20 protein-coding genes and 2 pseudogenes are annotated in these 25028 nt (G+C 72.7%); 19 read left to right on the forward strand and 3 right to left on the reverse strand.

Going from position 1 to position 25028, the window contains the following annotated elements; genetic code table 11:
• The first annotated feature begins 113 nt into the window (after nt 1-113).
• The 3 genes from ADK41_RS23180 to ADK41_RS23190 are packed head-to-tail and all read left to right on the forward strand — an operon-like array spanning nt 114 to nt 5013.
• Nucleotides 114-1490: a hypothetical protein gene (locus ADK41_RS23180; protein ID WP_106979577.1), complete on the forward strand. Its 1377-nt coding sequence runs from the start codon at nt 114-116 to the stop codon at nt 1488-1490.
• A complete protein-coding gene (locus ADK41_RS23185; protein WP_030834364.1) occupies nt 1490-3691 on the forward strand; it encodes a polysaccharide deacetylase family protein in 2202 nt (733 codons plus the stop codon). The genes ADK41_RS23180 and ADK41_RS23185 overlap by 1 nt, the downstream gene beginning before the upstream one ends.
• Nucleotides 3688-5013, forward strand: coding sequence for an acyltransferase family protein (locus tag ADK41_RS23190; RefSeq protein ID WP_030834366.1), 1326 nt, complete (start codon nt 3688-3690; stop codon nt 5011-5013). The genes ADK41_RS23185 and ADK41_RS23190 overlap by 4 nt, the downstream gene beginning before the upstream one ends.
• Before the next feature lie 45 nt (nt 5014-5058).
• On the opposite strand, the gene ADK41_RS23195 is transcribed toward ADK41_RS23190, so the two are convergent.
• Both ADK41_RS23195 and ADK41_RS23200 read right to left on the reverse strand, forming a co-directional pair.
• The gene (locus tag ADK41_RS23195; RefSeq protein ID WP_078662143.1) at nt 5059-5232 is read right to left on the reverse strand and encodes a DUF397 domain-containing protein; all 174 of its coding nucleotides are present in this window, start codon (nt 5230-5232) and stop codon (nt 5059-5061) included.
• 11 nt (nt 5233-5243) lie between these two features.
• On the reverse strand, nt 5244-6098 hold the full coding sequence (locus tag ADK41_RS23200) for a helix-turn-helix domain-containing protein (protein ID WP_030834369.1): 855 nt from the start codon (nt 6096-6098) through the stop codon (nt 5244-5246).
• A gap of 226 nt (nt 6099-6324) precedes the next feature.
• Here ADK41_RS23200 and ADK41_RS23205 point away from each other — a divergent pair, with 226 nt between their 5' ends.
• The 10 genes from ADK41_RS23205 (at nt 6325) to ADK41_RS23250 (ending at nt 18031) form a co-directional block, all read left to right on the forward strand.
• Nucleotides 6325-6795, forward strand: a complete 471-nt coding sequence (locus ADK41_RS23205; protein WP_037805153.1) for an ATP-binding protein — start codon at nt 6325-6327, stop codon at nt 6793-6795.
• A gap of 26 nt (nt 6796-6821) precedes the next feature.
• Nucleotides 6822-7670, forward strand: coding sequence for a membrane protein (locus tag ADK41_RS23210; protein ID WP_030834374.1), 849 nt, complete (start codon nt 6822-6824; stop codon nt 7668-7670).
• Nucleotides 7671-7846: 176 nt separating this feature from the next.
• Nucleotides 7847-9205 (forward strand): nitrate/nitrite transporter, encoded by a 1359-nt coding sequence (locus ADK41_RS23215; protein WP_030834377.1) that lies wholly within the window; start codon nt 7847-7849, stop codon nt 9203-9205.
• A gap of 129 nt (nt 9206-9334) precedes the next feature.
• A complete protein-coding gene (locus ADK41_RS23220) occupies nt 9335-10489 on the forward strand; it encodes a uroporphyrinogen-III synthase (RefSeq protein ID WP_030834379.1) in 1155 nt (384 codons plus the stop codon).
• 282 nt (nt 10490-10771) lie between these two features.
• A complete protein-coding gene (locus tag ADK41_RS23225; protein WP_030834381.1) occupies nt 10772-11371 on the forward strand; it encodes a CGNR zinc finger domain-containing protein in 600 nt (199 codons plus the stop codon).
• A 278-nt stretch (nt 11372-11649) separates the two neighbouring features.
• On the forward strand, nt 11650-12234 hold the full coding sequence (locus ADK41_RS23230; RefSeq protein WP_030834383.1) for a sigma-70 family RNA polymerase sigma factor: 585 nt from the start codon (nt 11650-11652) through the stop codon (nt 12232-12234).
• Nucleotides 12235-12299: 65 nt separating this feature from the next.
• On the forward strand, nt 12300-13061 hold the full coding sequence (locus ADK41_RS23235; protein WP_078662144.1) for an anti-sigma factor family protein: 762 nt from the start codon (nt 12300-12302) through the stop codon (nt 13059-13061).
• Nucleotides 13062-13312: 251 nt separating this feature from the next.
• Nucleotides 13313-15610 carry a HelD family protein gene (locus tag ADK41_RS23240; protein WP_030834388.1) on the forward strand — a complete coding sequence of 766 codons (2298 nt, stop codon included), beginning with the start codon at nt 13313-13315 and terminating at the stop codon, nt 15608-15610.
• A 386-nt stretch (nt 15611-15996) separates the two neighbouring features.
• Nucleotides 15997-17415, forward strand: a complete 1419-nt coding sequence (locus ADK41_RS23245; protein ID WP_030834390.1) for an NAD-dependent malic enzyme — start codon at nt 15997-15999, stop codon at nt 17413-17415.
• A gap of 334 nt (nt 17416-17749) precedes the next feature.
• Entirely contained in the window at nt 17750-18031 is a 282-nt protein-coding gene (locus ADK41_RS23250; RefSeq protein WP_004987462.1) for an HU family DNA-binding protein, read from the forward strand.
• 175 nt (nt 18032-18206) lie between these two features.
• Here the strand turns inward: ADK41_RS23250 and murA are convergent, their stop codons facing one another.
• Nucleotides 18207-19553: a UDP-N-acetylglucosamine 1-carboxyvinyltransferase gene (murA, locus tag ADK41_RS23255; RefSeq protein WP_030834393.1), complete on the reverse strand. Its 1347-nt coding sequence runs from the start codon at nt 19551-19553 to the stop codon at nt 18207-18209.
• Between the two features lie 312 nt (nt 19554-19865).
• On the opposite strand from murA, the gene ADK41_RS23260 reads away from it, so the two are divergent.
• The 6 genes and pseudogenes from ADK41_RS23260 to ADK41_RS23285 all read left to right on the forward strand — a co-directional run.
• Nucleotides 19866-20438 carry a YqgE/AlgH family protein gene (locus ADK41_RS23260; protein ID WP_030834395.1) on the forward strand — a complete coding sequence of 191 codons (573 nt, stop codon included), beginning with the start codon at nt 19866-19868 and terminating at the stop codon, nt 20436-20438.
• A gap of 30 nt (nt 20439-20468) precedes the next feature.
• Nucleotides 20469-20756, forward strand: coding sequence for a DUF3039 domain-containing protein (locus tag ADK41_RS23265; protein WP_019754409.1), 288 nt, complete (start codon nt 20469-20471; stop codon nt 20754-20756).
• Between the two features lie 230 nt (nt 20757-20986).
• Nucleotides 20987-21373: pseudogene (locus ADK41_RS23270) on the forward strand (ABC transporter permease subunit); the annotation flags it as partial.
• Between the two features lies 1 nt (nt 21374).
• Nucleotides 21375-23033, forward strand: a complete 1659-nt coding sequence (locus tag ADK41_RS23275) for a beta-N-acetylhexosaminidase (RefSeq protein WP_030834400.1) — start codon at nt 21375-21377, stop codon at nt 23031-23033.
• A gap of 313 nt (nt 23034-23346) precedes the next feature.
• Nucleotides 23347-24240, forward strand: coding sequence for an FAD binding domain-containing protein (locus ADK41_RS23280; protein WP_030834403.1), 894 nt, complete (start codon nt 23347-23349; stop codon nt 24238-24240).
• A pseudogene (locus tag ADK41_RS23285) lies at nt 24237-25028 on the forward strand (hypothetical protein); the annotation flags it as partial. The gene ADK41_RS23280 and the pseudogene ADK41_RS23285, both read left to right, overlap by 4 nt.

The following is a 25028-nucleotide window of genomic DNA, read 5'->3' on the forward strand; positions in this document are numbered from 1 at the left end:
TGCTCCACCGGCGAGTGCTCGGGTCGTACGCGCGCCGGAAATGTCCTCTTGGGGGGAAGTGCGTGCGCGTGGAAAAATGGCGAGAAGACGCCCAACCGGGACGACCCGAGGGCGTGTCGGCGTTCGGGAAGGACGCCGAGGACGAGGACCTGCGTGAGACGAGGGTCCTCCCCCTGAACGAGAAGCCCGCCGGACCCGGCACGGGCGCGCGCGGGGCCGGCTTCGGCCCCAGCTCCCTCGACGACCGCTGGGCCCGCCCCGGGGCCTTCCCCGGCGACGACAGGACCCAGGCGCTGCCCGACGCCGCCCACCGCGCGGAGCCCCCCGCCCGGCCCGAGCCGCGCGACGGCGGCACCCGCGGCCCCGCGGCGCCGGGCTCCCGGACGGCACCGTCCGGGAGCCCGGCGGACGGCCCCTGGGACACCGAGCGCACCACCGCCCTGCGCATCCCCCGCCAGCCGGGCGGGGCCCTCGGCGCCCGGCCGGCGGGACCCTCCTCCCGGCCGGGCGGAGCACACCCCTCGGGAGCCCTCGGAGCGGCCGGTTCCCCGCCGGCCCACGGACACCCGTCGCCCGACTCCGGGACGGCCGTCCTCCCGCCGGTCTCCGGAGGCTCGCCGGCGGACCCCGGCGTCCCGACCGAGTTCCTGCGTCCCGTCTCGGACCCCGGCGCCCCGGCGACCTCCCGCATCCCCGTCCGTGACCCCTGGGAGGAGGAGGCCGACGGCTCCGCCGCGGCCACCCACGACCCGCACGAGGTGACGGTCCAGCTCGACTCGGTGCAGATCGGGGAAGGCCTCGAACTGCGCCGGGCGCCGGGCCGCCGGGCGGCCGGCGCACAGGACGCCGCCGGACCCGTGTTCGTCGACGAGTCCGGCCGCCGCATCCGGCTCTACCGCCGCATCGGCCTGGCCGTCGGCCTCGCCTGCGCCGGCTACGCCGTCGTCATGGTCGCCACGCTGCTGTCCGGCAACTCCGACGCCCCCTGGATGCCCGTCCCCGGCCAGGAGGACAAGCCCGCCGGCCAGGTCGAGACGACACCGCGGCCCGAGGAGACCGGCGACACACCCGACGCCGGCACCGGCCCCGCCCCGGGCGACACACCGACCACCGGCGCCCCCACACTGCCCGCGCCCGACGCCACCGCGCCCGCGACGGGCGGCGGCGCCGGCACCGCGGACCGGCCGGACGCCGCCGACCCGGCGCCCACGGCGACCCGGCGGAACACCGTCGAACCGGCCACCGGCGGTGCCGGCGACACCACCACCACGCCCCCGGACGACACCGTGAGCACGGCACCCGCCGACCCGCCGGCGTCGGAGGCCGCCCCCGACCCCGTGACGACCGCCCCCACCGGAGGTGAGGCCGGGGGCACCGACGACCTCGCCGGCGCCCCCGCCGACCAGCCGGTCGTCGTCGCCGACGGCTCCGCCGCTCAGCCGGAGCCGTCCACCGCCCCCGCCGCACCGTCCCCGGAGAACGTCCTCTGATGGCATCCCGCTCCCCCCGCCGCAGGGCCGCCCACCGGTCCCGCGGCGGCTCCCCGCGCCGCCGCGTGCCCTTGCGCCTGCTGCTCCCCGTGCTCGTCCTCGTCGCCCTGGCGGCCATGCTCATGCTGCGCGGCTACGTGCACAGCGAGATCCTCGCCGACCACCGCATCCAGAAACCCGCCCCCACCACGCAGGTGCCCAAGGAGATCCTGGAGGGCGGCCCGGTCATCGACGCCCGCGCCGGACAGACCCAGAGCCTGAGCGTGCCCGACCGCCGCCTCGTCCTCACCTTCGACGACGGCCCGGACCCGACCTGGACGCCGAAGGTGCTCGACGTGCTCAAGAAGCACGACGCGCACGCGGTCTTCTTCGTCACCGGCACCATGGCCTCCCGCTACCCGGACCTCGTCCAGCGCATGGTCGACGAGGGCCACGAGATCGGCCTGCACACCTTCAACCACCCCGACCTCGCCCTCCAGTCCCCCAAGCGCATCGACTGGGAGCTGTCGCAGAACCAGCTGGCGATCACCGGCGCGGCCGGCATCCGCACCTCGCTCTTCCGCCCGCCGTACTCCTCCTACGCCGAGGCCATGGACAACGAGACCTGGCCGGTCGCCCAGTACATCGGCGGCCGCGGCTACCTCACCGTCGTCAACAACACCGACAGCGAGGACTGGAAGCGGCCCGGCGTCGACGAGATCATCCGCCGCGCCACGCCCGAGGGCGGCAAGGGCGCCATCGTCCTGATGCACGACTCCGGCGGCGACCGCAGCCAGACCGTCGAGGCGCTCGACAGGTTCCTGCCCGGTCTCAAGGACAAGGGCTACGAGTTCGACAACCTCACCGAGGCCCTGGACGCGCCCAGCGCGCACAGCCCGGTCACCGGCGCCGAACTCTGGAAGGGCAAGGCGTGGATCTTCCTGGTCCAGGCCTCCGAGAACATCACCGGCGTCCTGGTGGTCGGCCTCGCGATCATCGGCACCCTGGTCATCGCCCGCTTCGTGCTGATGCTGCTCCTCTCCGGTGTCCACGCCCGCCGCGTCCGCCGCAGGAACTTCCGCTGGGGCCCGCCGGTCACCGAACCGGTGACGGTGCTGGTGCCGGCGTACAACGAGGCCAAGTGCATCGAGAACACCGTCAACTCCCTGATGGCGAGTGAGCACCCGATCGAGGTCCTCGTCATCGACGACGGTTCCACCGACGGCACCGCCCGCATCGTCGAGGCGATGGGCCTGCCCAACGTCCGGGTGATCCGCCAGCTCAACGCGGGCAAGCCGGCCGCGCTCAACCGGGGCCTGGCCAACGCCCGGTACGACATCGTCGTGATGATGGACGGCGACACCGTCTTCGAGCCGTCCACCGTCCGCGAACTCGTCCAGCCCTTCGGCGACCCCCGGGTCGGCGCGGTGGCGGGCAACGCCAAGGTCGGCAACAAGGACAGCCTCATCGGCGCCTGGCAGCACATCGAGTACGTGATGGGCTTCAACCTGGACCGCCGGATGTACGACATCCTCGGCTGCATGCCGACCATCCCCGGCGCGGTCGGCGCCTTCCGCCGCTCCGCCCTGGAGCCCATCGGCGGCATGAGCGACGACACCCTCGCCGAGGACACCGACGTCACCATGGCGCTGCACCGCGCCGGCTGGCGCGTGGTCTACGCCGAGAACGCCCGCGCCTGGACCGAGGCCCCGGAGTCCGTCCAGCAGCTGTGGTCGCAGCGCTACCGCTGGTCGTACGGCACCATGCAGGCCATCTGGAAGCACCGCCGCGCGGTGATCGACAAGGGCCCCTCCGGCCGCTTCGGCCGCATCGGCCTGCCCTTCGTCTCCCTGTTCATGATCGTGGCCCCGCTGCTGGCCCCGCTGATCGACGTCTTCCTGCTCTACGGCATCGTCTTCGGCCCGACCCAGAAGACGATCACGGCGTGGCTGGGCGTCCTCGCCATCCAGGCGGTCTGCGCGGCCTTCGCCTTCCGCCTCGACCGTGAACGCATGACCCACCTGATCTCGCTGCCGCTGCAGCAGATCCTCTACCGCCAGCTCATGTACGTCGTGCTGCTCCAGTCCTGGATCACCGCGCTCACCGGCGGCCGCCTGCGCTGGCAGAAGCTGCGGCGCACCGGCGTGGTCGAGGCGCCCGTCGCCGGAACGGTGCCGGGCCAGCGCGCCCCGCACAGCGATGATCGGAGGCCCGTGGCATGACCCACGGATACACGACCGGCACCGGCACGAGCCCGGAACCGACGGGCCCGTACGGAACGCCGTACCCGGGGAACACGGGTACGGCCCCGGAGACGCCGTACCCGGTCCCGCAGCAGCGCACGACCGAGCCGGCGCCCGAGCCCGAGCCCGCCCCGGCGCCCAAGAAGCCGGGCCGGGACCGGTACCTGGACCTGCTGCGCTCCATCGCCCTGGTCCGCGTCGTGGTGTACCACCTCTTCGGCTGGGCCTGGCTGACGGTGCTGTTCCCGTCGATGGGCGTGATGTTCGCGCTGGCGGGCTCGCTGATGGCGCGTTCGCTGAAGCGCCCGGCGCTGGGTGTGATCCGCAGCCGCGTCCGGCGCCTGCTGCCTCCGATGTGGGCGTTCGCGGCGGTCGTGCTGACGATGATGTTCGTCAACGGCTGGAACCCCGCCGAGGACCCGGACCACGGTGACACCTGGGGCCTGATCGGACTGTTCAACTACATCGTCCCGATCGGCGCCCCGCCCTACCCCTGGCACGTGGGCTCCCCGTCGGGGCTGCTGGAGGACACCTGGGCGGTGCAGGCCGCGGGCGTCCTGTGGTACCTGCGCGCCTACCTCTGGTTCGTCCTCGCGTCGCCGCTGCTGCTGTGGCTGTTCCGCAAGGCCCCCTGGCCGACGCTGCTCGCGCCGCTCGGCCTGACGGCGATCGTCGGCACGGGCGTGGTGACCATTCCCGGCGAGACGGGTAACGCGGTCACCGACTTCGCGGTCTACGGCAGCTGCTGGGTGCTGGGCTTCGCCCACCACGAGGGCCTGCTGAAGCGGATCCCCCGGTACGTCTCCGTCTCCTGCGCGTCGCTGGTGATGGCCTTCGGCCTGTGGTGGGCCTCGAACCACCTCGGCCCCGACGGCTGGGACCTCAACGACATCCCCCTCGCCCAGGCCGCCTGGTCGTTCGGCTTCGTCGTGATCCTGCTCCAGTACTCCCCGTCCTGGCAGGAACTCCCCGGCCGGCTGGCCAAGTGGGACAAGCTGGTGACCCTCTCCAACAACCGCGCGGTCACCATCTACCTGTGGCACAACCTGCTGATCATGGCGACGGTCCCGATCATCGACCTGGCCTACCGGCTCCCCTTCATGCAGAGCGAGCGGGCGATGGCGGCCCTGGACAGCGCCTACACCCTCTGGATGTTCGCCCTCGTCTGGCCGCTCATCGGCCTGGCGGTCCTCGCGGTCGGCTGGGTCGAGGACCTCGCGGCGAAGCGCAAGCCACGCCTGTGGCCGAACGGAAGCAAGAGCGAGCGGCCCCGGCCGAGCGGCGGGACGCGCCGGGGCTGACGTCACGGTCGCCCGGGCCACCGTGGTCGGACGGTGGCCCGACGGTCACTGCGTGAGGTGGGCGAGGAAGGCGGCCCATGCGGTGGGGGAGAGGCCGAGCCGGGGACCGGACGCGTCCTTCGAGTCGCGTATGAGGACGGCGGTGGGAGTGGTGGCTATCTCCACGCAGTTCGAACTGTCGCCGCTGTGGGACGACTTGCGCCAGCGGATGGTGTGCACGGGGTTCCTTCTCAGGCTTCTCGGATGAGGTCGTGGATGAAGTCGCGGGACTCGGTGGGACCGAGTGCGCAGGACGTCATGTGGTCCAGCACGGCTCGGTACTTGGTCAACTGTGCCTCCGTGTCCAGGAATCCGCAGCCGCCGTGGTGCGTGTCCAGCTGGACCGTGTCGAGCTGCGGCACAGCGCCCGTGAGGTAGTCGAAGGACTGGCCGGTGCTCGGGAAGTAGGCCGTGCCGAACGGGATCACCCGGATGGTGACGTTGGGCAGCTCGCCCATGTCGAGCAGGTGCGTGAGCTGGCCGTGGGACACGGAGGGGCCGCCGAAGCCCATGCGGAGCGCCGACTCGTGAACGATCGCCGAGTAGGAGGGCGGATCCTCTCGGTGCAGGATGCCCTGCCGTTTGATGCGGTACGTGAGACGGTGCTCGATCTCGTACTGACGCAGGGGCGGCACCACGGTCCGGAAGAGGGCGCGGGCGTGATCGGTGGTCTGCAGCAGCGCCGGAATGTGGATCACCAGGGCGACGCGTAGTGCGGTCGTGTGGTGTTCCAGCTCCGCCAGGTCGACCAGTGCGGCGGGCAGGTGTTCGCGGTACTCGTCCCACCAGCCCCGGCGTCGGCGCCCGGTCATGGCGGCCAGTGCGTCGACCAGAGCCTGGTCGGAGCAGTCGTAGGCGGACGCCATCCCGCGCACGAGGTCGGCGCTCACCGGGCTGCGACCGGTCTCGATCATGCTCACGCGCCCTTGGTTGACGCCGAGGTGCTCGGCGGCACGGGTCACCGTGAACCCCGCCTTCTCACGGAGTTTGCGCAGCTCGGCGCCCAGTCTCCGCTGCCGCAGCGTGGGATTGTTCGTGGGCGGCACGGTGTGTCCTTCCTGGCCGCGAAGCGGCTCTCATGTCCCTCACACGAGCTAATTAGAGATGAACCTCCCGTAGTTGGGAGATTTATCTTCCATCTCGGCCCTACGGTGGCGATATCGCTCATCCGCCGCGCTCGTAAGCCGGAAGCGCACCGACCGAGGCACTGCCACCGCCCGGCGCGGCCGTGAGCGCGGAACTCGTGCCCCCTCCAGCTCCCCGGAGCCAACCATGGTCACCGTAGCCCCGTCCCACCCCTGGGCGTACGCCCTTCGCCTCCCCCGTGACCCCCGCGCCGTACGCGTCGCACGTATGACGGTGCGGGCCGCGCTCGACGGGCACGGCAGGCAGGACGCCGTCGAGGTCGTGGAGTTGCTGACGTCGGAGCTGGTCACCAACGCCTACCTGCACACCGAGGGGCCCGCCTCCCTGCGGCTCACGGGGCTGAGCGGCGGCCGGCTGCGGGTCGGGGTGTGGGACAGCGATCCGTACGTTCCCGCACCGTTCGGCGAGGCCGGCGACGACTCCGTCCCGCTCGCTCCGGTCGACGCCGGGTCCGGGCGCGGACTGCGTCTCGTGCAGGAGTACGCCGACTCCTGGGGAGGCTGGGCCCTCGGTGACGGTGCGCTGGGGCGGGGAGCCGGGAAGCTGCTCTGGTTCGAGGTGGGCGGGCGTGCCACACTGCCCCTGTTGCGGAAGTGAACGGTGTGGCCAGGGGGCGAGGGCGGATGAGCAAGCGGCAGACGCGGAAGATGCTGCGGCTGATGGCGAGCGGGGAGCCGGTCGAGCTCACCAGTGCGATGGCATCCGTGAAGAAGCTCGCCAAACTCGCCTTCGTCGCCCAGCAGTTCGGCTACGAGTACGCGGACGTGCGGCAGGGCGGCGGGAACAACAGCCAGCTGAGGATGCTGATCGTGCCCGATCACAGTCCGCAGGCCCGCACCCGCGCCGCGCAGAACCGGGCGCAGTACCCCAACGCCCACGACGGGGTGTCCCTGCCGCCGCTCGTGCCGGACGCCCTCGAACTCCTCAAGGCCCGCATCAACTTCGACCTCACCGGCAAGAGCGCCGAGAAGCGGATGGGCTACGGCGCCCTCGGCGTCTCCCTCGGCTGCGTGGTCGTCGCCTTCCGGATGGGCGGCGCGTCCTCCGACTTCGTCATCGCGGCCGTCATCTGGCTCGCCCTCATGGCCGTCTTCGGCATCGGTCTCCTCGTCACCCGCAAGCGCAACGCCAAATTCGCGGCCCGGCTCCAGGCGGCCGGCTTCGCCCCGGTGGCGGACGGGACGGGCCGGGTGCGCTACCTGCCCCCGGGCGGGCAGATGCCGGGACAGCACGGCAGTCCATTCGGGGGCGGACCGTACGGGGCCCAGGCACCCGGAATGCCGGCACCGGCACCCGTGCCGGGTTACGGCCACCAGCCTCCTCAGCCCCCGATGCCGTACGGGCAGCCCGCCCCGTACGGCACACCACCCCAGGCCCCCGCCTCCGCCCCCCATCCCTACGCCCAGCCCCAGCCCCCGTACGGGCAGCCCGCCCAGCAGCAGACCCCCTACGGGCAACCCCCGCAACGCTGAACCTCACCGCGCCGCCCGCGCCCCCTGCCGGACACCTCTCACCCGGCCCCCGCCCCGGGTGAGCGCAACGTTCCCTCCCGGTCACCGCCCGCCACAGCCACGAAACGACCCCTCCCTACCTTCGGGACCAGCCCCTCGCGGCACCGCCCGCGTCCCCGGAGAGCAGTGGAGGCCTCATGACAGCCCGCAGCGGCCGCTGGATCCAGCAGTGGGACCCGGAGGACGAGACCTTCTGGAACCGCACCGGAGAGAAGATCGCCCGGCGCAACCTGCTCTTCTCCGTGCTGTCCGAGCACATCGGGTTCTCGATCTGGACGATGTGGTCCGTGCTGGTGCTCTTCATGGGCCCGGAGTACGGGCTGACGCCCGCCGACAAGTTCCTGCTGACGTCGATGGTCACGCTGGTCGGCGCCGTGGTCCGGGTGCCGTACACCTTCGCCGTCGCCCTCTTCGGCGGGCGGAACTGGACGGTGATCAGCGCGGCGCTGCTGCTCGTGCCCTCCGTCGCCGCGTTCGCCGTGATGGAGCCGGGGACGTCCTTCTCCACCTTCCTCCTGGTCGGCCTGCTGGCCGGGATCGGCGGCGGCAACTTCGCCTCCTCCATGACCAACATCAACGCCTTCTTCCCCCTGCGCAAGAAGGGCTGGGCGCTCGGACTGAACGCCGGCGGCGGCAACATCGGCGTCCCGGTGATCCAGCTCGCCGCCCTCGCGATCATCGGCGCGGGCGGCGGACCGCGGGTGCTGCTCGGCGTCTACATCCCGCTGATCGTCGTCGCCGCCGTGCTCGCCGCCCTGTACATGGACAACCTCGCCTCGGTGAAGAACGACACCGGCGCCGCCAAGGACGCCGCGCGGGACGCGCACACCTGGATCATGTCCTTCCTCTACATCGGCACCTTCGGCTCGTTCATCGGCTACAGCTTCGCCTTCGGGCAGGTGCTCCAGAACCAGTTCGACCGCACGCCGCTCGAGGCCGCGTACGTCACCTTCGTCGGACCGCTGCTCGGCTCCCTGATCCGCCCGGTGGGCGGCTCGCTCGCCGACCGGTACGGCGGCGCGCGGATCACGCTGTGGAACTTCGTCGCCATGGGCGCGGCGACGGCGGTGCTGATCGTCGCCTCCATGCAGAAGTCGCTGGCGCTGTTCACCGTCGCCTTCGTGGTGCTGTTCGTGCTGACCGGCCTCGGCAACGGGTCGACGTACAAGATGATCCCCGGCATCTTCCAGGCGAAGGCGCGGGCCGAGGGGCTCACGGGGGAGGCGGCGGCCGCGTACGGGCGGCGGCTGTCGGGTGCGTCCATGGGGCTGATCGGCGCGGTGGGCGCGCTCGGCGGGGTCGGCATCAACCTGGCCTTCCGCCAGTCCTTCCTCTCCTACGGCTCCGGCACCGGCGCGTTCGTCGCCTTCCTGGCCTGCTACGCGGTCTGCTTCGCGGTCACCTGGGCGGTATACCTTCGCCGCCCGGCGGTCCGGCCGACGGACACGGACACCGCCCCGGAGGAGAAGTCGCAGCTCAGCTACGCCAACGTATGACGCGAAGTGACGTAACACTGGTGACATGAAGCCGAACCGAGCCTGTCACGCACCGTTGACAGGCTCGTCCGGCGGGGAGGCGGAGCCGCTCCTCCTCGCAGTACGCCGACTCGAGCCGGGACGAGAGCCATGTACGACGAACAAGAGCAGCCGCCGCAGCACGGGCCCCTCGCGGGGTTCACCGTGGGCGTGACCGCGGCGCGCCGGGCCGACGAGCTGGGCGCGCTCCTCGAGCGGCGCGGAGCCGCCGTGGTGCACGCCCCCGCCCTGCGGATCGTGCCGCTCTCCGACGACAGCGAACTGCTGGCCGCCACCAAGGACATCATCGGGCAGGCCCCGGACATCGCGGTCGCCACCACCGCCATCGGCTTCCGGGGCTGGGTGGAGGCCGCCGACGGCTGGGGGCTGGGCGAGGACCTGCTGGCGCGGCTGCGCGGGGTGCGGATCCTGGCGCGCGGCCCCAAGGTGAAGGGCGCGATCCGGGCCGCCGGGCTGACCGAGGAGTGGTCGCCGGCGTCGGAGTCGCTGGCCGAGGTGCTCGACCGGCTCCTGGAGGAGGGCGTCGACGGACTGCGGATCGCCGTGCAGCTGCACGGTGAGCCGCTGCCCGGGTTCGTGGAGTCGCTGCGGGCCGGAGGAGCGGAGGTGGTGGGGGTGCCGGTCTACCGGTGGCTGCCGCCGGAGGACCTCGGCCCCGTCGACCGCCTCATCGACGGATGCGTCGCCCGGAGCCTGGACGCGGTCACCTTCACCAGCGCGCCCGCCGCCGCGTCCCTGCTGTCCCGCGCGCAGGAGCGCGGGTTGCTCGACGACCTGCTCGCCGCGCTCGGCCACGACGTGCTGTCCGCCTGCGTCGGTCCGGTCACCGCGCTGCCGTTGCAGGCCCGCGGCGTCGACACGGTGCAGCCCGAACGCTTCCGGCTCGGCCCGCTGGTCCAGCTGCTCTGCCGGGAACTGCCCGCGCGGGCCCGCGCGTTGCCCGTGGCCGGGCACCGGGTGGAGATCCGGGGGCACGCGGCCCTGGTGGACGGCGCGCTCAGACCCGTACCGCCGGCCGGGATGTCGCTGCTGCGGGCGCTGTCCCGGCGGCCCGGCTGGGTGGTCTCCCGCGCGGAGCTGCTGCGCGCCCTCCCGGGCGCGGGCCGCGACGAGCACGCGGTGGAGACCGCCATGGCCCGCCTGCGCTCCGCCCTGGGCGCCCCGAAGCTGATCCAGACGGTCGTCAAGCGCGGCTACCGCCTCGCCCTGGACCCGGCGGCGGAGTCGAAGTACGGGGAAGGCTGAGCGGACAGCCGAATGGACGGCCGTGCGGCTGCCGGCACCGGGTCCTGCCGACCCCGTCCGTCCCGTGACGCCGTGCACGCTTTCCGGGCGCCGCGAGCGGAGGGCGCCCCGGGCACGCACCCGGCACCGCGCGGCCCGGTCCTCCGGAGCGGAAGAGGGGGCCCGACGACCGGCCCCAGGGGTTCCGGCGGCCGGGGCGGGCAGGCACTGTGGGAGGGGAACGGCTTCCCGGATCGCTCACCGGCCCCCACGCGCGGGGCCAACCTAGGCGGTGGCAGGAACATGGCACTGGGTACGGTCACGGCGCCCCACGAGCTGCGGTTCGACACCGGGCGGGTCTGCCTGGACCTGCTCGCGACCACCCATCCCGTGGAACGGCTCGGTTCCGTGGAGGTGCTGCGCGCCTGGATCACCGGCTCCGGACTCGTGCCCGCGGGCACCGTGCTCGCCCACGCCGACGCCTCCTGGCCGGCGGCCTTCCGCGAACTGCGCGGGTGGCTCGCCCCGTTGGTGCGCGGCCGGCCGGCGCCCGGCGTCCCCTCGTACGACCTCGCGCTCGCCCGGGTGAACGAACTGGCCCGCGCGGCGCCCCCGGCGCCCCGCGCGGTGCCCGGTGAGGACGGCGCCCTGGTGCGCCGCCTCGACGGCCCGCCCGGCCGCGCGGCGCTGCTCGCGGCCGTCGCCCGGGACGCGGTGGACCTGCTCACCGACCCCGTCGCACGCGCGAGCCTGCGGCAGTGCGAGGGGGACGACTGCCCGATCGTGTACGTCGACACGTCCCGGGGGCGCAGGCGGCGCTGGTGCTCCAGCGAGACCTGCGGCAACCGGGAGCGCGTGGCCCGCCACCGCCGACGCCGGCGCGCGGCGCCGGCGCGCGCCTAGCCGAACTCCGGTGTCCCTCGTGGGCCTTCCGTGCGCCGCCCGCGGAGAAGTGGTGAAGTGACGTCGGTCACACCATCGTTCACCACCCATGCGGTGTGATGGGTGTCACACCCCTGTCGTTGTGCCGGAAATGTAAAGAAGCGGCGGGGGGATTGTGGGTTCATGTCCCGGTCGTCACGCGCCCCCGCGGAAAACCGTCTCCCTCTCTTTGAACACCCGCATCCCACCGTCCGTACCGGTTGTCGAGCGACCGACGGGGAATCCCCCGGACACCGGAGGTGGGCGTGCGCAAGGATGCGGCCGTGGCCAGAGAACGTGGAGCGAGGGCCCGACATCGCATGTCCTCACAGCCCTCGGAACCCGACGAGGAGCTGATGCGTGCGCTCTACCGCGAGCACGCCGGCCCTCTGCTGGCCTACGTCCTGCGGCTGGTCGCCGGAGACCGGCAGCGCGCCGAGGACGTCGTCCAGGAAACGCTCATCCGTGCCTGGAAGAACGCCGGTCAGCTCAATCGGGCGACCGGTTCGGTACGCCCCTGGCTGGTGACGGTCGCCCGGCGCATCGTCATCGACGGCCACCGCAGCCGGCAGGCCCGGCCGCAGGAGGTCGATCCGTCGCCGCTGGAGGTCATCCCCGCGGAGGACGAGATCGACAAGGCGCTGTGGCTGATGACGCTGTCGGACGCGCTCGACGACCTGACCCCGGCCCACCGGGAGGTACTCGTCGAGACGTACTTCAAGGGGCGTACCGTCAATGAGGCGGCGCAGACACTCGGCATACCCAGCGGCACCGTACGCTCCCGGGTCTTCTACGCCCTGCGGTCGATGAAGCTGGCTCTGGAGGAGCGGGGGGTGACGGCGTGACGAGGGTATACGGGGGATACGGAGAGGGTGGCACGGGTATGTCTGGTCCCATGCAGGGATCACCGGTGCCGAACGAACACGAGACCGTCGGCGCCTACGCCCTCGGCATCCTCGACGACGCCGAAGCGACCGCTTTCGAGGCGCACCTCGCGACCTGCGAGTGGTGCGCCCAGCAGCTCGACGAACTCGCCGGCATGGAGCCGGTGCTGGCCGCGCTCGCGGACCTGCCCGGCACCGGGACGCCCGCGCTGGGCGAGTCGCTGTCCGCCAGGCCCTCCCCGCGCGTGGTGGAGAAGCTGGTCGACGAGGTGGCCGAGCGCCGCGCCAGGAAGCGCCGCCGCAACTTCTACATGGTGGCCGCCGCCGGTGCGCTGATCGTCAGCGGCCCGTTCGTGGCCGTGGCGGCCAGCGGCGGGAGCGACGGGAGCGGGAACGGGGGCGGCACCAACCGGCCCCTCGCGGCCAACCCGGCGAAGGAGGCGTTCGACAAGAGCTCCGAAAAGATCATGGCGACCGATCCCGGCAGCCGGGTGACCGCGACCGTGGCCCTGGAGGAGAAGCTCTGGGGCACCGAGATCGTCACGGAGCTGAAGAACGTCAAGGGCGTGCAGAAGTGCTCGCTGATCGCCGTCGGCAAGAACGGCGAGCGCGAGACGGTGAACTCCTGGTCGGTCCCCGGCGAGGGCTACGGGCTGCCGGACGCCACGTCGGAGAAGGCCAGGCAGCCGCTGTACGTCCAGGGAGGCGCCGCCTTCCGGCCGAACGAGATCGACCACTTCCAGGTCATGACCTTCGACGGCGAGCTGCTCGTCGAGGTCGACGCATAGGGCCTGCCCGGCGGATCCGGACGGAGCGAAGCCGCGGTCCCGCTCCGCACCGGTGAGCGGGGCCCGGTGCGCGCGGCCGCGAGGCGGAGGAGGGAGCCGACGCGACGGGGGAGCCGGTGACCGACGACGACGCGGCGGACGTGCGTGCCCGGCCCCGCGTCCCCGGCGGGATCCGCCGGACGGCCCCGTAGCCTTCCGGGGCCCCCTTCGCGTACGGTTGACGGCTGCCCAGCACGTCAGAAGGGGGCCCGGTGGCCGTTCAGGCTCAACAGCAAACCGCGGTCGATCCGGTTCACGACTCCGTTCGCGACCGGGAGATCCGAGTCGAACAGGAGCACCTCGACCGGGTGTACCGGCGCCTCGAGGAGAAGATCCACGAGGCCGAGTTCCTCATGCGCGACGCCGCCCGGCGCGGCCAGGTCGGCACGCCCGGCGCCCTCGCCGAGCGGGACGCCCAGGTCTTCCGGGCCGGCGTCCACCTCAACCGGCTGAACAACGAGTACGAGGACTTCCTCTTCGGCCGCATCGACCTGCTGCTCGGCAAGGACGGCAAGAAGGGCCCCGACGGCGCGTACACCGCCGTCGAGCCCGCCGAGGGAGCCGTGCGCCCCGACAACACCGCCGACATCGCCGAGACCCTGCACATCGGCCGCATCGGCGTCCTGGACGCGGACTACGCCCCGCTGGTCATCGACTGGCGGGCGCCGGCCGCCGCCCCCTTCTACCGCTCCACCCCGGTCGACCCCGGCCGGGTCGTGCGCCGCCGCGTCATCCGCTCCAAGGGCCGCCTGGTCCGAAGCGTCGAGGACGACCTGATGCGCCCCGAGCTGACGGCCTCCCTGGACGGCCGCGAGCTGCCCGTGATCGGCGACGGCGCCCTGATGGCCGCGCTCGGCCAGGCCCGTACGCACACCATGCGGGACATCGTGGCGTCCATCCAGGCCGAACAGGACCTGGTGATCCGCGCCCCCGCCGCCTCCGTGACGTACGTCGAGGGCGGCCCCGGCACCGGCAAGACCGCCGTCGCCCTGCACCGCGCGGCCTACCTCCTCTACCAGGACCGGCGCCGGTACGCGGGCGGCATCCTGATCGTCTCGCCCACCCCGCTCCTCGTCGCCTACACCGAGGGCGTGCTGCCCTCCCTCGGCGAGGAGGGCCAGGTCGCCGTCCGCGCCATCGGCTCGCTGGTCGACGGCGCCGAGGCCACGCTCTACGACTCCCCGTCGGTGGCCCGCGTCAAGGGTTCCTACCGCATGCTGAAGGTGCTGCGGAAGGCCGCGCGCGGCGCGCTGGAGCGACACGACGCACCGCAGCGGCTGCGGGTCGTCGCCTTCGGCCGCCGCCTGGAGCTGGAGGCGGGGGAACTGGCGGAGGTCCGCCGCACCGCCCTCGGCGGCACCGCCCCGGTCAACCTGCTGCGCCCCCGCGCCCGCAAGCTGCTCCTCGACGCCCTGTGGGAGCGCTCCGGCGCCGGGAAGCGGCACACCGACCCGGAGCTGGCCGCGGAGCTGCGCTCCTCCTTCGACGAGGACGTCACCTCCGAGGACGACTTCACCGCCTTCCTCGACGCCTGGTGGCCCGAGCTGACCCCGGCCGCCGTCCTGGACGCCATGGCGGACGAGAGGCGCCTGGGCCGCTGGGCCCGGCGCGTCCTCAACCCGGGCGAGGTCCGCAAGGTCGCCCGCGCGCTGAAGCGGGAGGGCCACTCCGTGCACGACATCGCGATGCTCGACGAGCTCCAGGCGATCCTCGGCGCCCCGGCCCGCCCCCGCAGGAAGCGCGAGCTCGACCCGCTGGACCAGCTCACCGGCCTGGAGGAGCTGATGCCGGTGCGCGAGGAGAGCCAGCGCGAGCGGGCCGAGCGGCTCGCCCAGGAGCGCGTCGAGTACGCGCACGTCATCGTCGACGAGGCCCAGGACCTCACCCCGATGCAGTGGCGCATGGTCGGCCGCCGTGGCAGGCACGCCACCTGGACGATCGTGGGCGACCCGGCCCAGTCCTCCTGGTCCGACCCCGACGAGGCCGCCCAGGCCCGCGACGAGGCCCTCGGCAGCCGTCCGCGCCGCCGCTTCGAGCTCACCGTGAACTACCGCAACCCCGCCGAGATCGCCGAGCTGGCGTCGAAGGTGCTCGCCCTCGCCATGCCGGGCTCGCCCTCGCCCAGCGCGGTCCGCTCCACCGGAGTGGAGCCGCGCTTCTCCGTCGCCGGGGGTCCGCTGGGCGAGACCGTGCGCGCGGAGGCGGCCCGGCTGCTGGACCGCGTGGACGGCACCGTCGGCGTGGTCGTGGCCATGCAGCGCCGCGAGGAGGCCCGGCGCTGGCTCGACGGGCTGGGCGACCGTGTGGTGGCGCTCGGCAGCCTGGAGGCCAAGGGCCTGGAGTACGACGCGACGATCGTCGTCTCCCCGGCGGAGATCGCCGACGAGTCCCCGGCCGGCCTACGGGTCCTGTACGTGGCCCTGACCCGGGCCACGCAGCAGCTGACGGTGGTCTCGGCGGACCGCGACGAGCCCGACGCGGCCGGGGTGCCGGATCTGCTGAGGGACTGAGGGACTGAAGGGCTGAGGGTGCCCGGAAAAAAGGGTTGCGCCGCGGGAATGGCCTCACCGGATCCGTTTGTTAGCCTTGACGTGGCACCGGCCCGATCCAAGCCCCCGGGCCCAACCTTAGTCGCTTCGAGCGACCACTTGCCGCGAGGCGAGCATGGCGGGTCGGTGCCACTCAGGCGTTCGAGAGGCCCGCGTCACCCCCGGTGACGTGGGCCTCTTCTGCTGCCCCCCTCGCCTCCACGTGACGGAAACATGCTTCCGTGATGCGGTATGTGCCGATGAACAAAACGTCCGCAATCCAGGGCGGCTACCGCGTACCCAGGGGTAGGTGCGACGATCGGACGGCATATTCAGCGGCACGGTAAAAGCATGTGAGGAAGTCGGCCATGGCAACGGCGCCCAGCGTCTCCTACTCGATGACGATCCGGCTGGAGGTGCCCGCGAGCGGAACCGCCGTATCGCAGCTCACCACGGCCGTGGAGTCCTCCGGGGGCTCGGTGACCGGCCTCGACGTCACCGCGTCCGGCCACGAGAAGCTCCGCATCGACGTCACCATCGCGGCCTCCTCCACCTCGCACGCCGACGAGATCGTCGAGCAGCTGCGGGGCATCGAGGGCGTCACCCTGGGCAAGGTCTCCGACCGTACGTTCCTGATGCACCTCGGCGGCAAGATCGAGATGGCGTCGAAGCATCCCATCCGCAACCGTGACGACCTGTCCATGGTCTACACGCCCGGCGTGGCCCGGGTGTGCATGGCGATCGCGGAGAACCCCGAGGACGCCCGCCGCCTGACCATCAAGCGCAACTCCGTTGCGGTCGTGACGGACGGCTCGGCGGTGCTGGGCCTGGGCAACATCGGCCCGAAGGCCGCGCTGCCGGTGATGGAGGGCAAGGCGGCCCTGTTCAAGCGGTTCGCCGGCATCGACGCCTGGCCGCTGTGCCTGGACACCCAGGACACCGACGCGATCGTCGAGATCGTCAAGGCCATCGCCCCCGGCTTCGCCGGCATCAACCTCGAGGACATCTCCGCCCCCCGCTGCTTCGAGATCGAGGCCCGGCTGCGCGAGGCCCTGGACATCCCCGTCTTCCACGACGACCAGCACGGCACCGCGATCGTCGTCCTGGCGGCCCTGACCAACGCCCTGCGGGTCACCGGCAAGGCCATCGAGAACATCCGCGTGGTGATGTCCGGGGCCGGCGCGGCGGGCACGGCCATCCTGAAGCTGCTGCTGGCCGCCGGGGTGAAGAACGCCGTGGTGGCCGACATCCACGGCGTCGTGCACGCCGGCCGCGCCGACCTCGTCGACGCCGCCCCCGGCTCCGCGCTGCGCTGGATCGCCGACAACACCAACCCCGAGAACCTCACCGGCACCCTGAAGGAGGCCGTGCGCGGCGCGGACGTCTTCATCGGCGTCTCCGCCCCCAACGTCCTCGACGGCACGGACGTGTCCGCGATGGCCGAGGGCGCGATCGTGTTCGCGCTCGCGAACCCCGACCCCGAGGTCGACCCGGCGATCGCCCGCCAGACGGCGGCCGTCGTCGCCACCGGCCGCTCCGACTTCCCCAACCAGATCAACAACGTGCTGGTCTTCCCGGGCGTCTTCCGCGGCCTGCTCGACGCCCAGTCCCGCACCGTCAACACCGAGATGATGCTCGCCGCCGCGAAGGCCCTGGCCGACGTGGTCACCGAGGACGAACTCAACCCGAACTACATCATCCCCAGCGTCTTCAACGACAAGGTCGCCGGCGCCGTCGCCGGCGCGGTGCGCGACGCGGCGAAGGCGGCGGGGGCGTCGGCCTCCTAGGGAAAATCGCCCCCGGAGGGCTGTGAGGATCACCACGGCGGGTTGGAACCGGCGCGTCGGGGCACCCGGAGATCCTGGTCGCCCTTTATCGTGGCGGCCGGGCCGTGGCGCTCTTCGTGTGACTCCCTGGGGTGTTCTCACGACTCCTGCGGGTGCCGGATTGGCATTACCGCCGCAGGTAGAGGCAGGATGCGTCCCTGGGCGCGAGGGTCTGACGAGGGACCCGGGTCCGGGGACCCACCGAGGAACCTGGCAGCATCGGCTTGGCCGTGCCCGACATGCGGCTCCGCCGCGTGGCACGCCTCAACGGCAAGAAGAACACGGGAGTAACAACATGAACCGCAGTGAGCTGGTGGCCGCGCTGGCCGACCGCGCCGAGGTGACCCGCAAGGACGCCGACGCCGTGCTGGCCGCGTTCGCCGAGGTCGTCGGCGACATCGTCTCCAAGGGCGACGAGAAGGTCACCGTCCCCGGCTTCCTGACCTTCGAGCGCACCCACCGGGCCGCGCGCACCGCGCGCAACCCGCAGACCGGTGAGCCGATTCAGATCCCGGCGGGCTACAGCGTGAAGGTGTCGGCGGGCTCGAAGCTGAAGGAAGCCGCCAAGGGCAAGTGACCTTGCCTTTTTAAGAGGTCGCAGGTGACTGCGGGCCTGTCGTGGCCGGTCGCGCCCGCGCGGCGGAGCCGCACACGCACGCAGTCCCGCGCCCTTCGAGGGCGCTTGCGGATACGCCGATGGGGCGGTCACCCGGTGTGGGTGACCGCCCCATCGGCGTATGTGCGGGCTCCTGTCAGCCGAGCGCCTTGCCCGGGAGTTCGACCTTCGCGCCCAGCTCCACGAGCTTCTCCATGAAGTTCTCGTAGCCGCGGTTGATCAGGCCGATGCCGTGGACGCGGGAGGTCCCCTGGGCGGCGAGGGCGGCGATGAGGTAGGAGAAGCCGCCGCGCAGGTCCGGGATGACGAGATCCGCGCCCTGGAGCTTCGTCGGGCCCGAGACGACCGCCGAGTGGAGGAAGTTGCGCTGGCCGAAGCGGCAGTCGGAGCCGCCCAGGCACTCGCGGTACAGCTGGATGTGCGCGCCCATCTGGTTGAGCGCGGAGGTGAAGCCGAGCCGGGACTCGTAGACCGTCTCGTGGACGATGGACAGGCCCGTCGCCTGGGTCAGCGCGACCACCAGCGGCTGCTGCCAGTCGGTCTGGAAGCCCGGGTGCACGTCCGTCTCCAGCGCGATGGACTTCAACTGTCCGCCGGGGTGCCAGAAGCGGATGCCCTCGTCGTCGATCTCGAAGGCGCCGCCGACCTTCCGGTAGGTGTTCAGGAACGTCATCATCGAGCGCTGCTGGGCGCCGCGGACGTAGACGTTGCCCTCGGTCGCCAGCGCCGCGGACGCCCAGGAGGCGGCCTCCAGGCGGTCGGGGAGGGCACGGTGGGTGTAGCCGCCGAGCCTGTCCACACCGGTGACGCGGATGGTCCGGTCGGTGTCCATCGCGATGATCGCGCCCATCTTCTGCAGGACGCAGATCAGGTCCTCGATCTCCGGCTCCACCGCCGCGTTGGACAGCACGGTGACGCCCTCCGCGAGGACCGCCGTCAGCAGCACCTGCTCGGTCGCGCCGACCGAGGGGTACGGCAGCCGGATCTTGGTGCCGCGCAGCCGCTGCGGGGCCTCCAGGTACTGGCCGTCCGCCCGCTTCTCGATGGTCGCGCCGAACTGCCGCAGCACGTCGAAGTGGAAGTCGATGGGCCGGCCGCCGATGTCGCAGCCGCCGAGACCCGGGATGAACGCGTGCCCGAGCCGGTGCAGCAGCGGGCCGCAGAACAGGATCGGGATCCGCGAGGATCCGGCGTGGGCGTCGATGTCGGCGACGTTGGCGCTCTCCACGTACGTGGGGTCGAGCACCAGTTCGCCGGGCTCCTCGCCCGGACGGACCGTCACGCCGTGCAGCTGCAGCAGCCCCCGGACGACCCGGACGTCGCGGATGTCCGGGACGTTGCCCAGACGGCTCGGTGCGCTGCCCAGCAGCGCGGCGACCATGGCCTTCGGTACGAGGTTCTTCGCACCGCGGACACGGATCTCGCCCTCCAGCGGGGTCCCGCCGTGGACAAGCAGTACGTCATCAGCGCCGTTGACGGTCATGAATCTCGCGTTCCGTGGGGAGAGTGGGGCAGGGGCCAGAAGGGAAAGGGTAATCGCCCTCGACCCCCCTTCCGTATGCCCGAGGAGGGCCCTGGAACGTCATGGCTCTGTCACAACACGAAGGGTTCGCGACCGGATACACGGGGTCACCACCTCCGCCGTGCGCCGTGGACGCCCCCGTCCGCCCGCCCGTCTCCCGCCGCCGCCCTCGGACGAGGCCTCACCAGGCCGCTCCTCGGGATCATGGCCGCGTTCACTCCCGTACCCCCGTTGCCTCCCCAAGCGGGAGCGGGATGCGGGATCATGTCTGGCATGACCGAGGTGTCCTCGCTCACAGGGCGGCTGCTCGTGGCCACTCCCGCCCTGGCGGACCCGAACTTCGACCGCGCGGTGGTGCTCCTCCTCGACCACGACGAGGAGGGCTCCCTCGGTGTCGTCCTCAACCGTCCGACGCCGGTGGACGTGGGCGACATCCTGGAGGGCTGGGCGGACCTGGCCGGCGAACCGGGTGTCGTCTTCCAGGGCGGCCCGGTGTCGCTGGACTCGGCGCTCGGCGTCGCCGTCGTCCCCGGCGGGACGGGCGGGGAGGACGCGCCGCCGGGCTGGCGCCGGGTGCACGGCGCGATCGGGCTGGTCGACCTGGAGGCCCCGCCGGAGCTGCTCGCCTCCGCCCTCGGCTCGCTGCGCATCTTCGCCGGGTACGCCGGCTGGGGCCCCGGCCAGCTGGAGGACGAGCTGGTGGACGGCGCCTGGTACGTCGTGGAGTCGGAACCCGGTGACGTCTCCTCGCCGTCACCGGAGCGGCTCTGGCGCGAGGTGCTGCGCCGCCAGCGCAACGAGCTGGCGATGGTGGCCACCTATCCGGACGACCCTTCGCTCAACTGATGCGTGTGAGCTTCAGTACCCTTGGCTGTTATGAGCACTCTTGAGCCCGAGCGCGGGACTGGTACGGGGACCCTCGTCGAGCCGACGCCGCAGACCTCCCACGGCGACGGTGACCACGAGCGCTTCGCCCACTACGTCCAGAAGGACAAGATCATGGCGAGCGCCCTCGACGGGACCCCCGTCGTGGCGCTGTGCGGCAAGGTGTGGGTGCCCGGCCGCGACCCGAAGAAGTACCCGGTGTGCCCCATGTGCAAGGAGATCTACGAGTCCATGGGCGCCGGCGGCGACGACAAGGGCAAGGGCAAGGGCGACAAGTAGCCCCTCCCCTCTCTCCGCCGGTCCGGTCCTCCTGAGGCCCCCGGGGCGCGCTGTGCGCGCCCCGGGGGCCTTTGTGCCGTCCCGTGCGTCGCGCGGGGCGCGTTCGCCGGCCACGGAGTGGTGGTGACCTCTTGTGGCGTGGTCCGTCCAGTCCTTAGCCTCCGGTGTGTTGGGCACGGCGAAATCACCATTGCGTATGTTGCAACGCGCTCGGAGGAGAGACTCCATGAAGCCGTCCGTTCGCGATCCGGATGCCCCGGGGGTTCGCGAAGGCCGTTTCGGAGGCGCTGGAGGAGGCCGCCCCCCTCGACGGGGCGAGCCGCGCGCGCTTTCTCCGGCGGGTCCTTTTCCCGCTCGTCCTGCCGGGCCCGGTCGCCACCGGCGTGTTCTCCTCCCTCTCCACCCGGAACGACTTCCTGTTCGCCAAGTCCTCCGTCGTCAGCGGCATCCCGCGGCCGCCCCCGCCGACGGCGCCGCCGGTCCTCCACGAACCCGACGAGCCGGACCGGGGCGGGGTCATGGCGGCGTCCACGGTGATGACGATTCCGGTACTGGTCTTCCTCGTACGCGTACAGCGGCGTCCGGTCCGAGGGCCGGGCGGCGCGGTAAAGGACTGACGTGACTTCACTGACGGAACTGATTCCCGCGCCGCTGAGCGTGAGCACGTGGGGTGAGCGGACCTTCGTCCTCGACGGGGACACGACGCTGACGGCGGGGCCGGGAGTGGGCAGTGCCGAACGCTGGCTGCGCACGACCCTGCAGGCGGCCACCGGCCTGCCGCTGGGGCAGGGGGAACCCGGCCCGCCCGGCCGGGCCGCGGAGAACGCGATCGAACTGCGGCACGACCACCGCCTGCCGCCCGGGGCCTATCGCCTCACCGTCCGTGACGACCGCGCGCTGATCGCGGGCGGTGACCCGGCCGGCGTCTTCGCGGGTGCGCAGACGCTCCGGCAACTGCTCGGCCCCGACGCGTTCCGGCGGGCGCCCCTCGGGCGGGCCGACTGGAAACTGCCGGAAGCCGAGATCCAGGACCGGCCCCGCTTCCGCTGGCGCGGGCTGATGCTCGACGTCGCCCGGCACTTCATGCCCAAGGAAGGCGTGCTGCGCCAACTCGACCTGATGGCGGCGCACAAACTCAACGTCCTCCACTTCCACCTGACGGACGACCAGGGCTGGCGCATCGAGATCCGGCGGTATCCGAAACTCACCGGGATCGGATCCTGGCGTGCCCGGACGAAAATCGGGCACCGCGCGTCACCGCTGTGGGACGACAGGCCGCACGGCGGTCACTACACCCAGGACGACATCCGCGAGATCGTCGCCTACGCCGCCGAGCGGCACATCAGCGTCGTTCCGGAAATCGACGTGCCCGGGCACTCGCAGGCCGCCATCGCCGCGTATCCGGAACTCGGCAACTCCGACGTCGTCGACACCGCCTCCCTGACCGTCTGGGACACCTGGGGGATCAATCCGAACGTACTCGCCCCCACCGACGACACCCTGCGCTTCTACGAAGGGGTGCTCGAGGAGGTGCTGGAGCTCTTCCCCGCGGACGCCGGCCCCTTCTCGCCGTTCGTGCACATCGGCGGCGACGAATGCCTCAAGGACCAGTGGCGGGATTCGGACACCGCGCAGAAGCAGATCGGCACCCTCGGTCTGGCCGACGAGGACGCGCTCCAGTCCTGGTTCGTCGGGCACTTCGACGAGTGGCTCGCCGCGCGCGGCCGCCGGCTGATCGGCTGGGACGAGATCCTGGAGGGCGGCCTGGCCCCCGGCGCCGCGGTGTCCTCCTGGCGCGGCTACTCCGGCGGGGTCGCCGCCGCCCGCGCGGGGCACGACGTGGTCATGTGCCCCCAGCAGTACGTGTACCTGGACTACCGTCAGGACGCGGGCCCCGACGAGCCGGTGCCGATCGGGTACGTGCGCACCCTGGAGGACGTCTACCGGTTCGAGCCGGTGCCGTCGGAGCTGACGGGCGAGGAGGCCGCGCGGGTGCTGGGCACCCAGGCCAACGTGTGGACCGAGGTGATGGAGGACCAGGGGCGCGTCGACTACCAGACGTACCCCCGGCTCGCCGCGCTCGCCGAGGTCGCCTGGAGCGACCTGCCCGCCCCCGCCGACCGGGACTTCGCCGGCTTCGAACGCCGGATGACCGCCCACTACCGGCGGCTGGACGCCCTCGGGGTCGCCTACCGGCCACCCACCGGGCCGCTGCCCTGGCAGAAGCGTCCGGGCGTCCTGGGACGCCCGATCGACGGCCCGCCGCCGCACCAGTAGCCCCGCCCCGGGTCCCGGCGAGGGCGCGGCTCGCGCCGGGACCCCGAACGGGGTGCGCGCACCCGTTCGTCCCGCGTCGAACGGGTCATGCGAAACGGGTACGAGGGTCACCGAAGAGTGCCAATCCCCGGCGCTCCGGTGATCCGGGGCGAAACCGGCCGCGTCCGGGGTGAAGTGGGCGAACGCCTTCTGACGGACCCCTGTCCTCGGCACCTGCCAAGATGTGCCAGAGTTGCCACGTCCGGCCTGTCAGCACGTACCGTACGGCAGCACAGGCGGGACCAGGTGGGGCAGCGGGAAGGGGCAGCCGGACTTGAGCACGCACGCACCGCAGGCGGCGCAGGCCGTGACGCTGCCCACGACACTCGACGAAGCCGTGGCGGCGCTCACGGCGATGCCCGCCGCCGTGCCCGTCGCGGGCGGCACCGACCTGATGGCCGCCGTCAACTCCGGGCAGCTCAGGCCCGCCGCGCTGGTCGGCCTCGGCAGGATCAGCGAGATCCGCGGCTGGCAGTACCTGGACGGACACGCGCTGCTCGGCGCCGGTCTCACCCACGCGCGCATGGGCCGCCCCGACTTCGCCGCCCTCATCCCGGCGCTCGCCGCCTCCGCGCGTGCCGCCGGACCGCCGCACATCCGCAACGCGGGCACCCTGGGCGGCAACATCGCCTCCGCCGCCCCCACCGGGGACGCGCTGCCGGTGCTGGCCGCGCTGGAGGCGACGCTGATCATCGCGGGTCCGGGCGGGGCCCGCCGTGAACTCCCGGTGTCGCACCTGCTGGCCGGGATGGACCTGTTGCGCCCCGGCGAACTCATCGGCTACGTGCGCGTGCCGCTGCTGCACGCCCCCCAGGTCTTCCTGAAGGCGACCGGCCGCACCGGCCCCGGCCGCGCGGTCGCCTCCGTCGCCCTGGTGCTCGACCCGGCCCGCCGCGGGGTGCGCTGCGCGGTGGGCGCCATCGCGCCGATGCCGCTGCGGCCCCTGCAGGCCGAGCAGTGGGTCGCGCAGCTCATCGACTGGGACAACAACCGCGCGGTCGTGCCCGAGGCGCTGAACGCGTTCGGGGAGTACGTCGCCGCGGCCTGCATCCCCGACGCCGACCCTGGCGAGGACGGCGTCGTGCCACCGCTTCCGCCCGCTGTACTGCACCTGCGGCGCACCGTCGCCGCGCTGGCCCGACGAGCACTGGGGAGGGCGCTGTCGTGACCGACGACCAGCACGGACAGGGCACGCCCCCGGGCGGCAGCCGCTGGGACCCGCTGCCCCAGGGCGACTACGACGACGGCGCCACGGCCTTCGTGAACCTCCCCGAGGGCGGCATCGACGCCCTGCTGGACTCCATGCAGAGCCCGCTCGCCGCGCCCGGCCACGGCTACGTGCCGCCGCAGATCACGGTCGACCCGACGGCCGGCGCGGGCGCCGACCCGGCGGCCACCGGCTCCTGGGGCGTGCCCGGCGCCCCCGTCGACGGTGACCAGTGGCACGACCCCGAGGCGGGCGCGGCGCCGGGGGACCGGTTCACGTACGACCCCGGCGCGACCGGGCAGTGGGCCTACGGGGAGGGCGCCACGGGCCACCCGGCGCCGGGGCACGACGTCACCGGCCAGTGGTCGATCCCCGTGGCCGACGGCGACCTGCCGGACGAGTCGGGTGAGTTCACCGCGTCCTCCCTGGTCGAGCAGTGGGGCGGCACCCCGCCGGCCACCCTCCCGGGCGGCGCCCCCGCCCCCTGGGCGCCCCCTCAGGACATCGGCCGCCCGTGGGGACCCGGCGTGCCCGGGGTCCCGCAGGACGAGGGCCAGGAGCCGCGCGGCGGCGAACACGGCCCCCAGCAGCAGCCGCCCGGCGCGGACGCGTACGGCGGACAGCCCCTGCCGTACGCCGAGCCCGCGCACCAGGAGGCGTACGGCGGGACGCCGGCGCACGGTACGCCCGTGCGGCCGGCCGGGGAGCACGCGCCGGAGTGGCCGGACGCCGACTTCGGTCCCGAGCAC

It is taken from the genome of Streptomyces caelestis (assembly GCF_001279005.1).
In the GTDB taxonomy this organism is placed as follows: domain Bacteria; phylum Actinomycetota; class Actinomycetes; order Streptomycetales; family Streptomycetaceae; genus Streptomyces; species Streptomyces heliomycini.

Bases quoted from the DNA above. Each gene is read 5' to 3' on its own strand.
- ADK41_RS23265 (WP_019754409.1), top strand. From the start codon at position 20,469: ATGAGCACTCTTGAGCCCGAGCGCGGGACTGGTACGGGGACCCTCGTC.
- ADK41_RS23185 (WP_030834364.1), top strand. From the start codon at position 1,490: ATGGCATCCCGCTCCCCCCGCCGCAGGGCCGCCCACCGGTCCCGCGGC.
- ADK41_RS23215 (WP_030834377.1), top strand. From the start codon at position 7,847: ATGACAGCCCGCAGCGGCCGCTGGATCCAGCAGTGGGACCCGGAGGAC.
- ADK41_RS23225 (WP_030834381.1), top strand. From the start codon at position 10,772: ATGGCACTGGGTACGGTCACGGCGCCCCACGAGCTGCGGTTCGACACC.
- ADK41_RS23220 (WP_030834379.1), top strand. From the start codon at position 9,335: ATGTACGACGAACAAGAGCAGCCGCCGCAGCACGGGCCCCTCGCGGGG.
- ADK41_RS23250 (WP_004987462.1), top strand. From the start codon at position 17,750: ATGAACCGCAGTGAGCTGGTGGCCGCGCTGGCCGACCGCGCCGAGGTG.
- ADK41_RS23190 (WP_030834366.1), top strand. From the start codon at position 3,688: ATGACCCACGGATACACGACCGGCACCGGCACGAGCCCGGAACCGACG.
- ADK41_RS23260 (WP_030834395.1), top strand. From the start codon at position 19,866: ATGACCGAGGTGTCCTCGCTCACAGGGCGGCTGCTCGTGGCCACTCCC.
- ADK41_RS23210 (WP_030834374.1), top strand. From the start codon at position 6,822: ATGAGCAAGCGGCAGACGCGGAAGATGCTGCGGCTGATGGCGAGCGGG.
- murA (WP_030834393.1), bottom strand. From the start codon at position 19,553: ATGACCGTCAACGGCGCTGATGACGTACTGCTTGTCCACGGCGGGACC.
- ADK41_RS23245 (WP_030834390.1), top strand. From the start codon at position 15,997: ATGGCAACGGCGCCCAGCGTCTCCTACTCGATGACGATCCGGCTGGAG.
- ADK41_RS23205 (WP_037805153.1), top strand. From the start codon at position 6,325: ATGGTCACCGTAGCCCCGTCCCACCCCTGGGCGTACGCCCTTCGCCTC.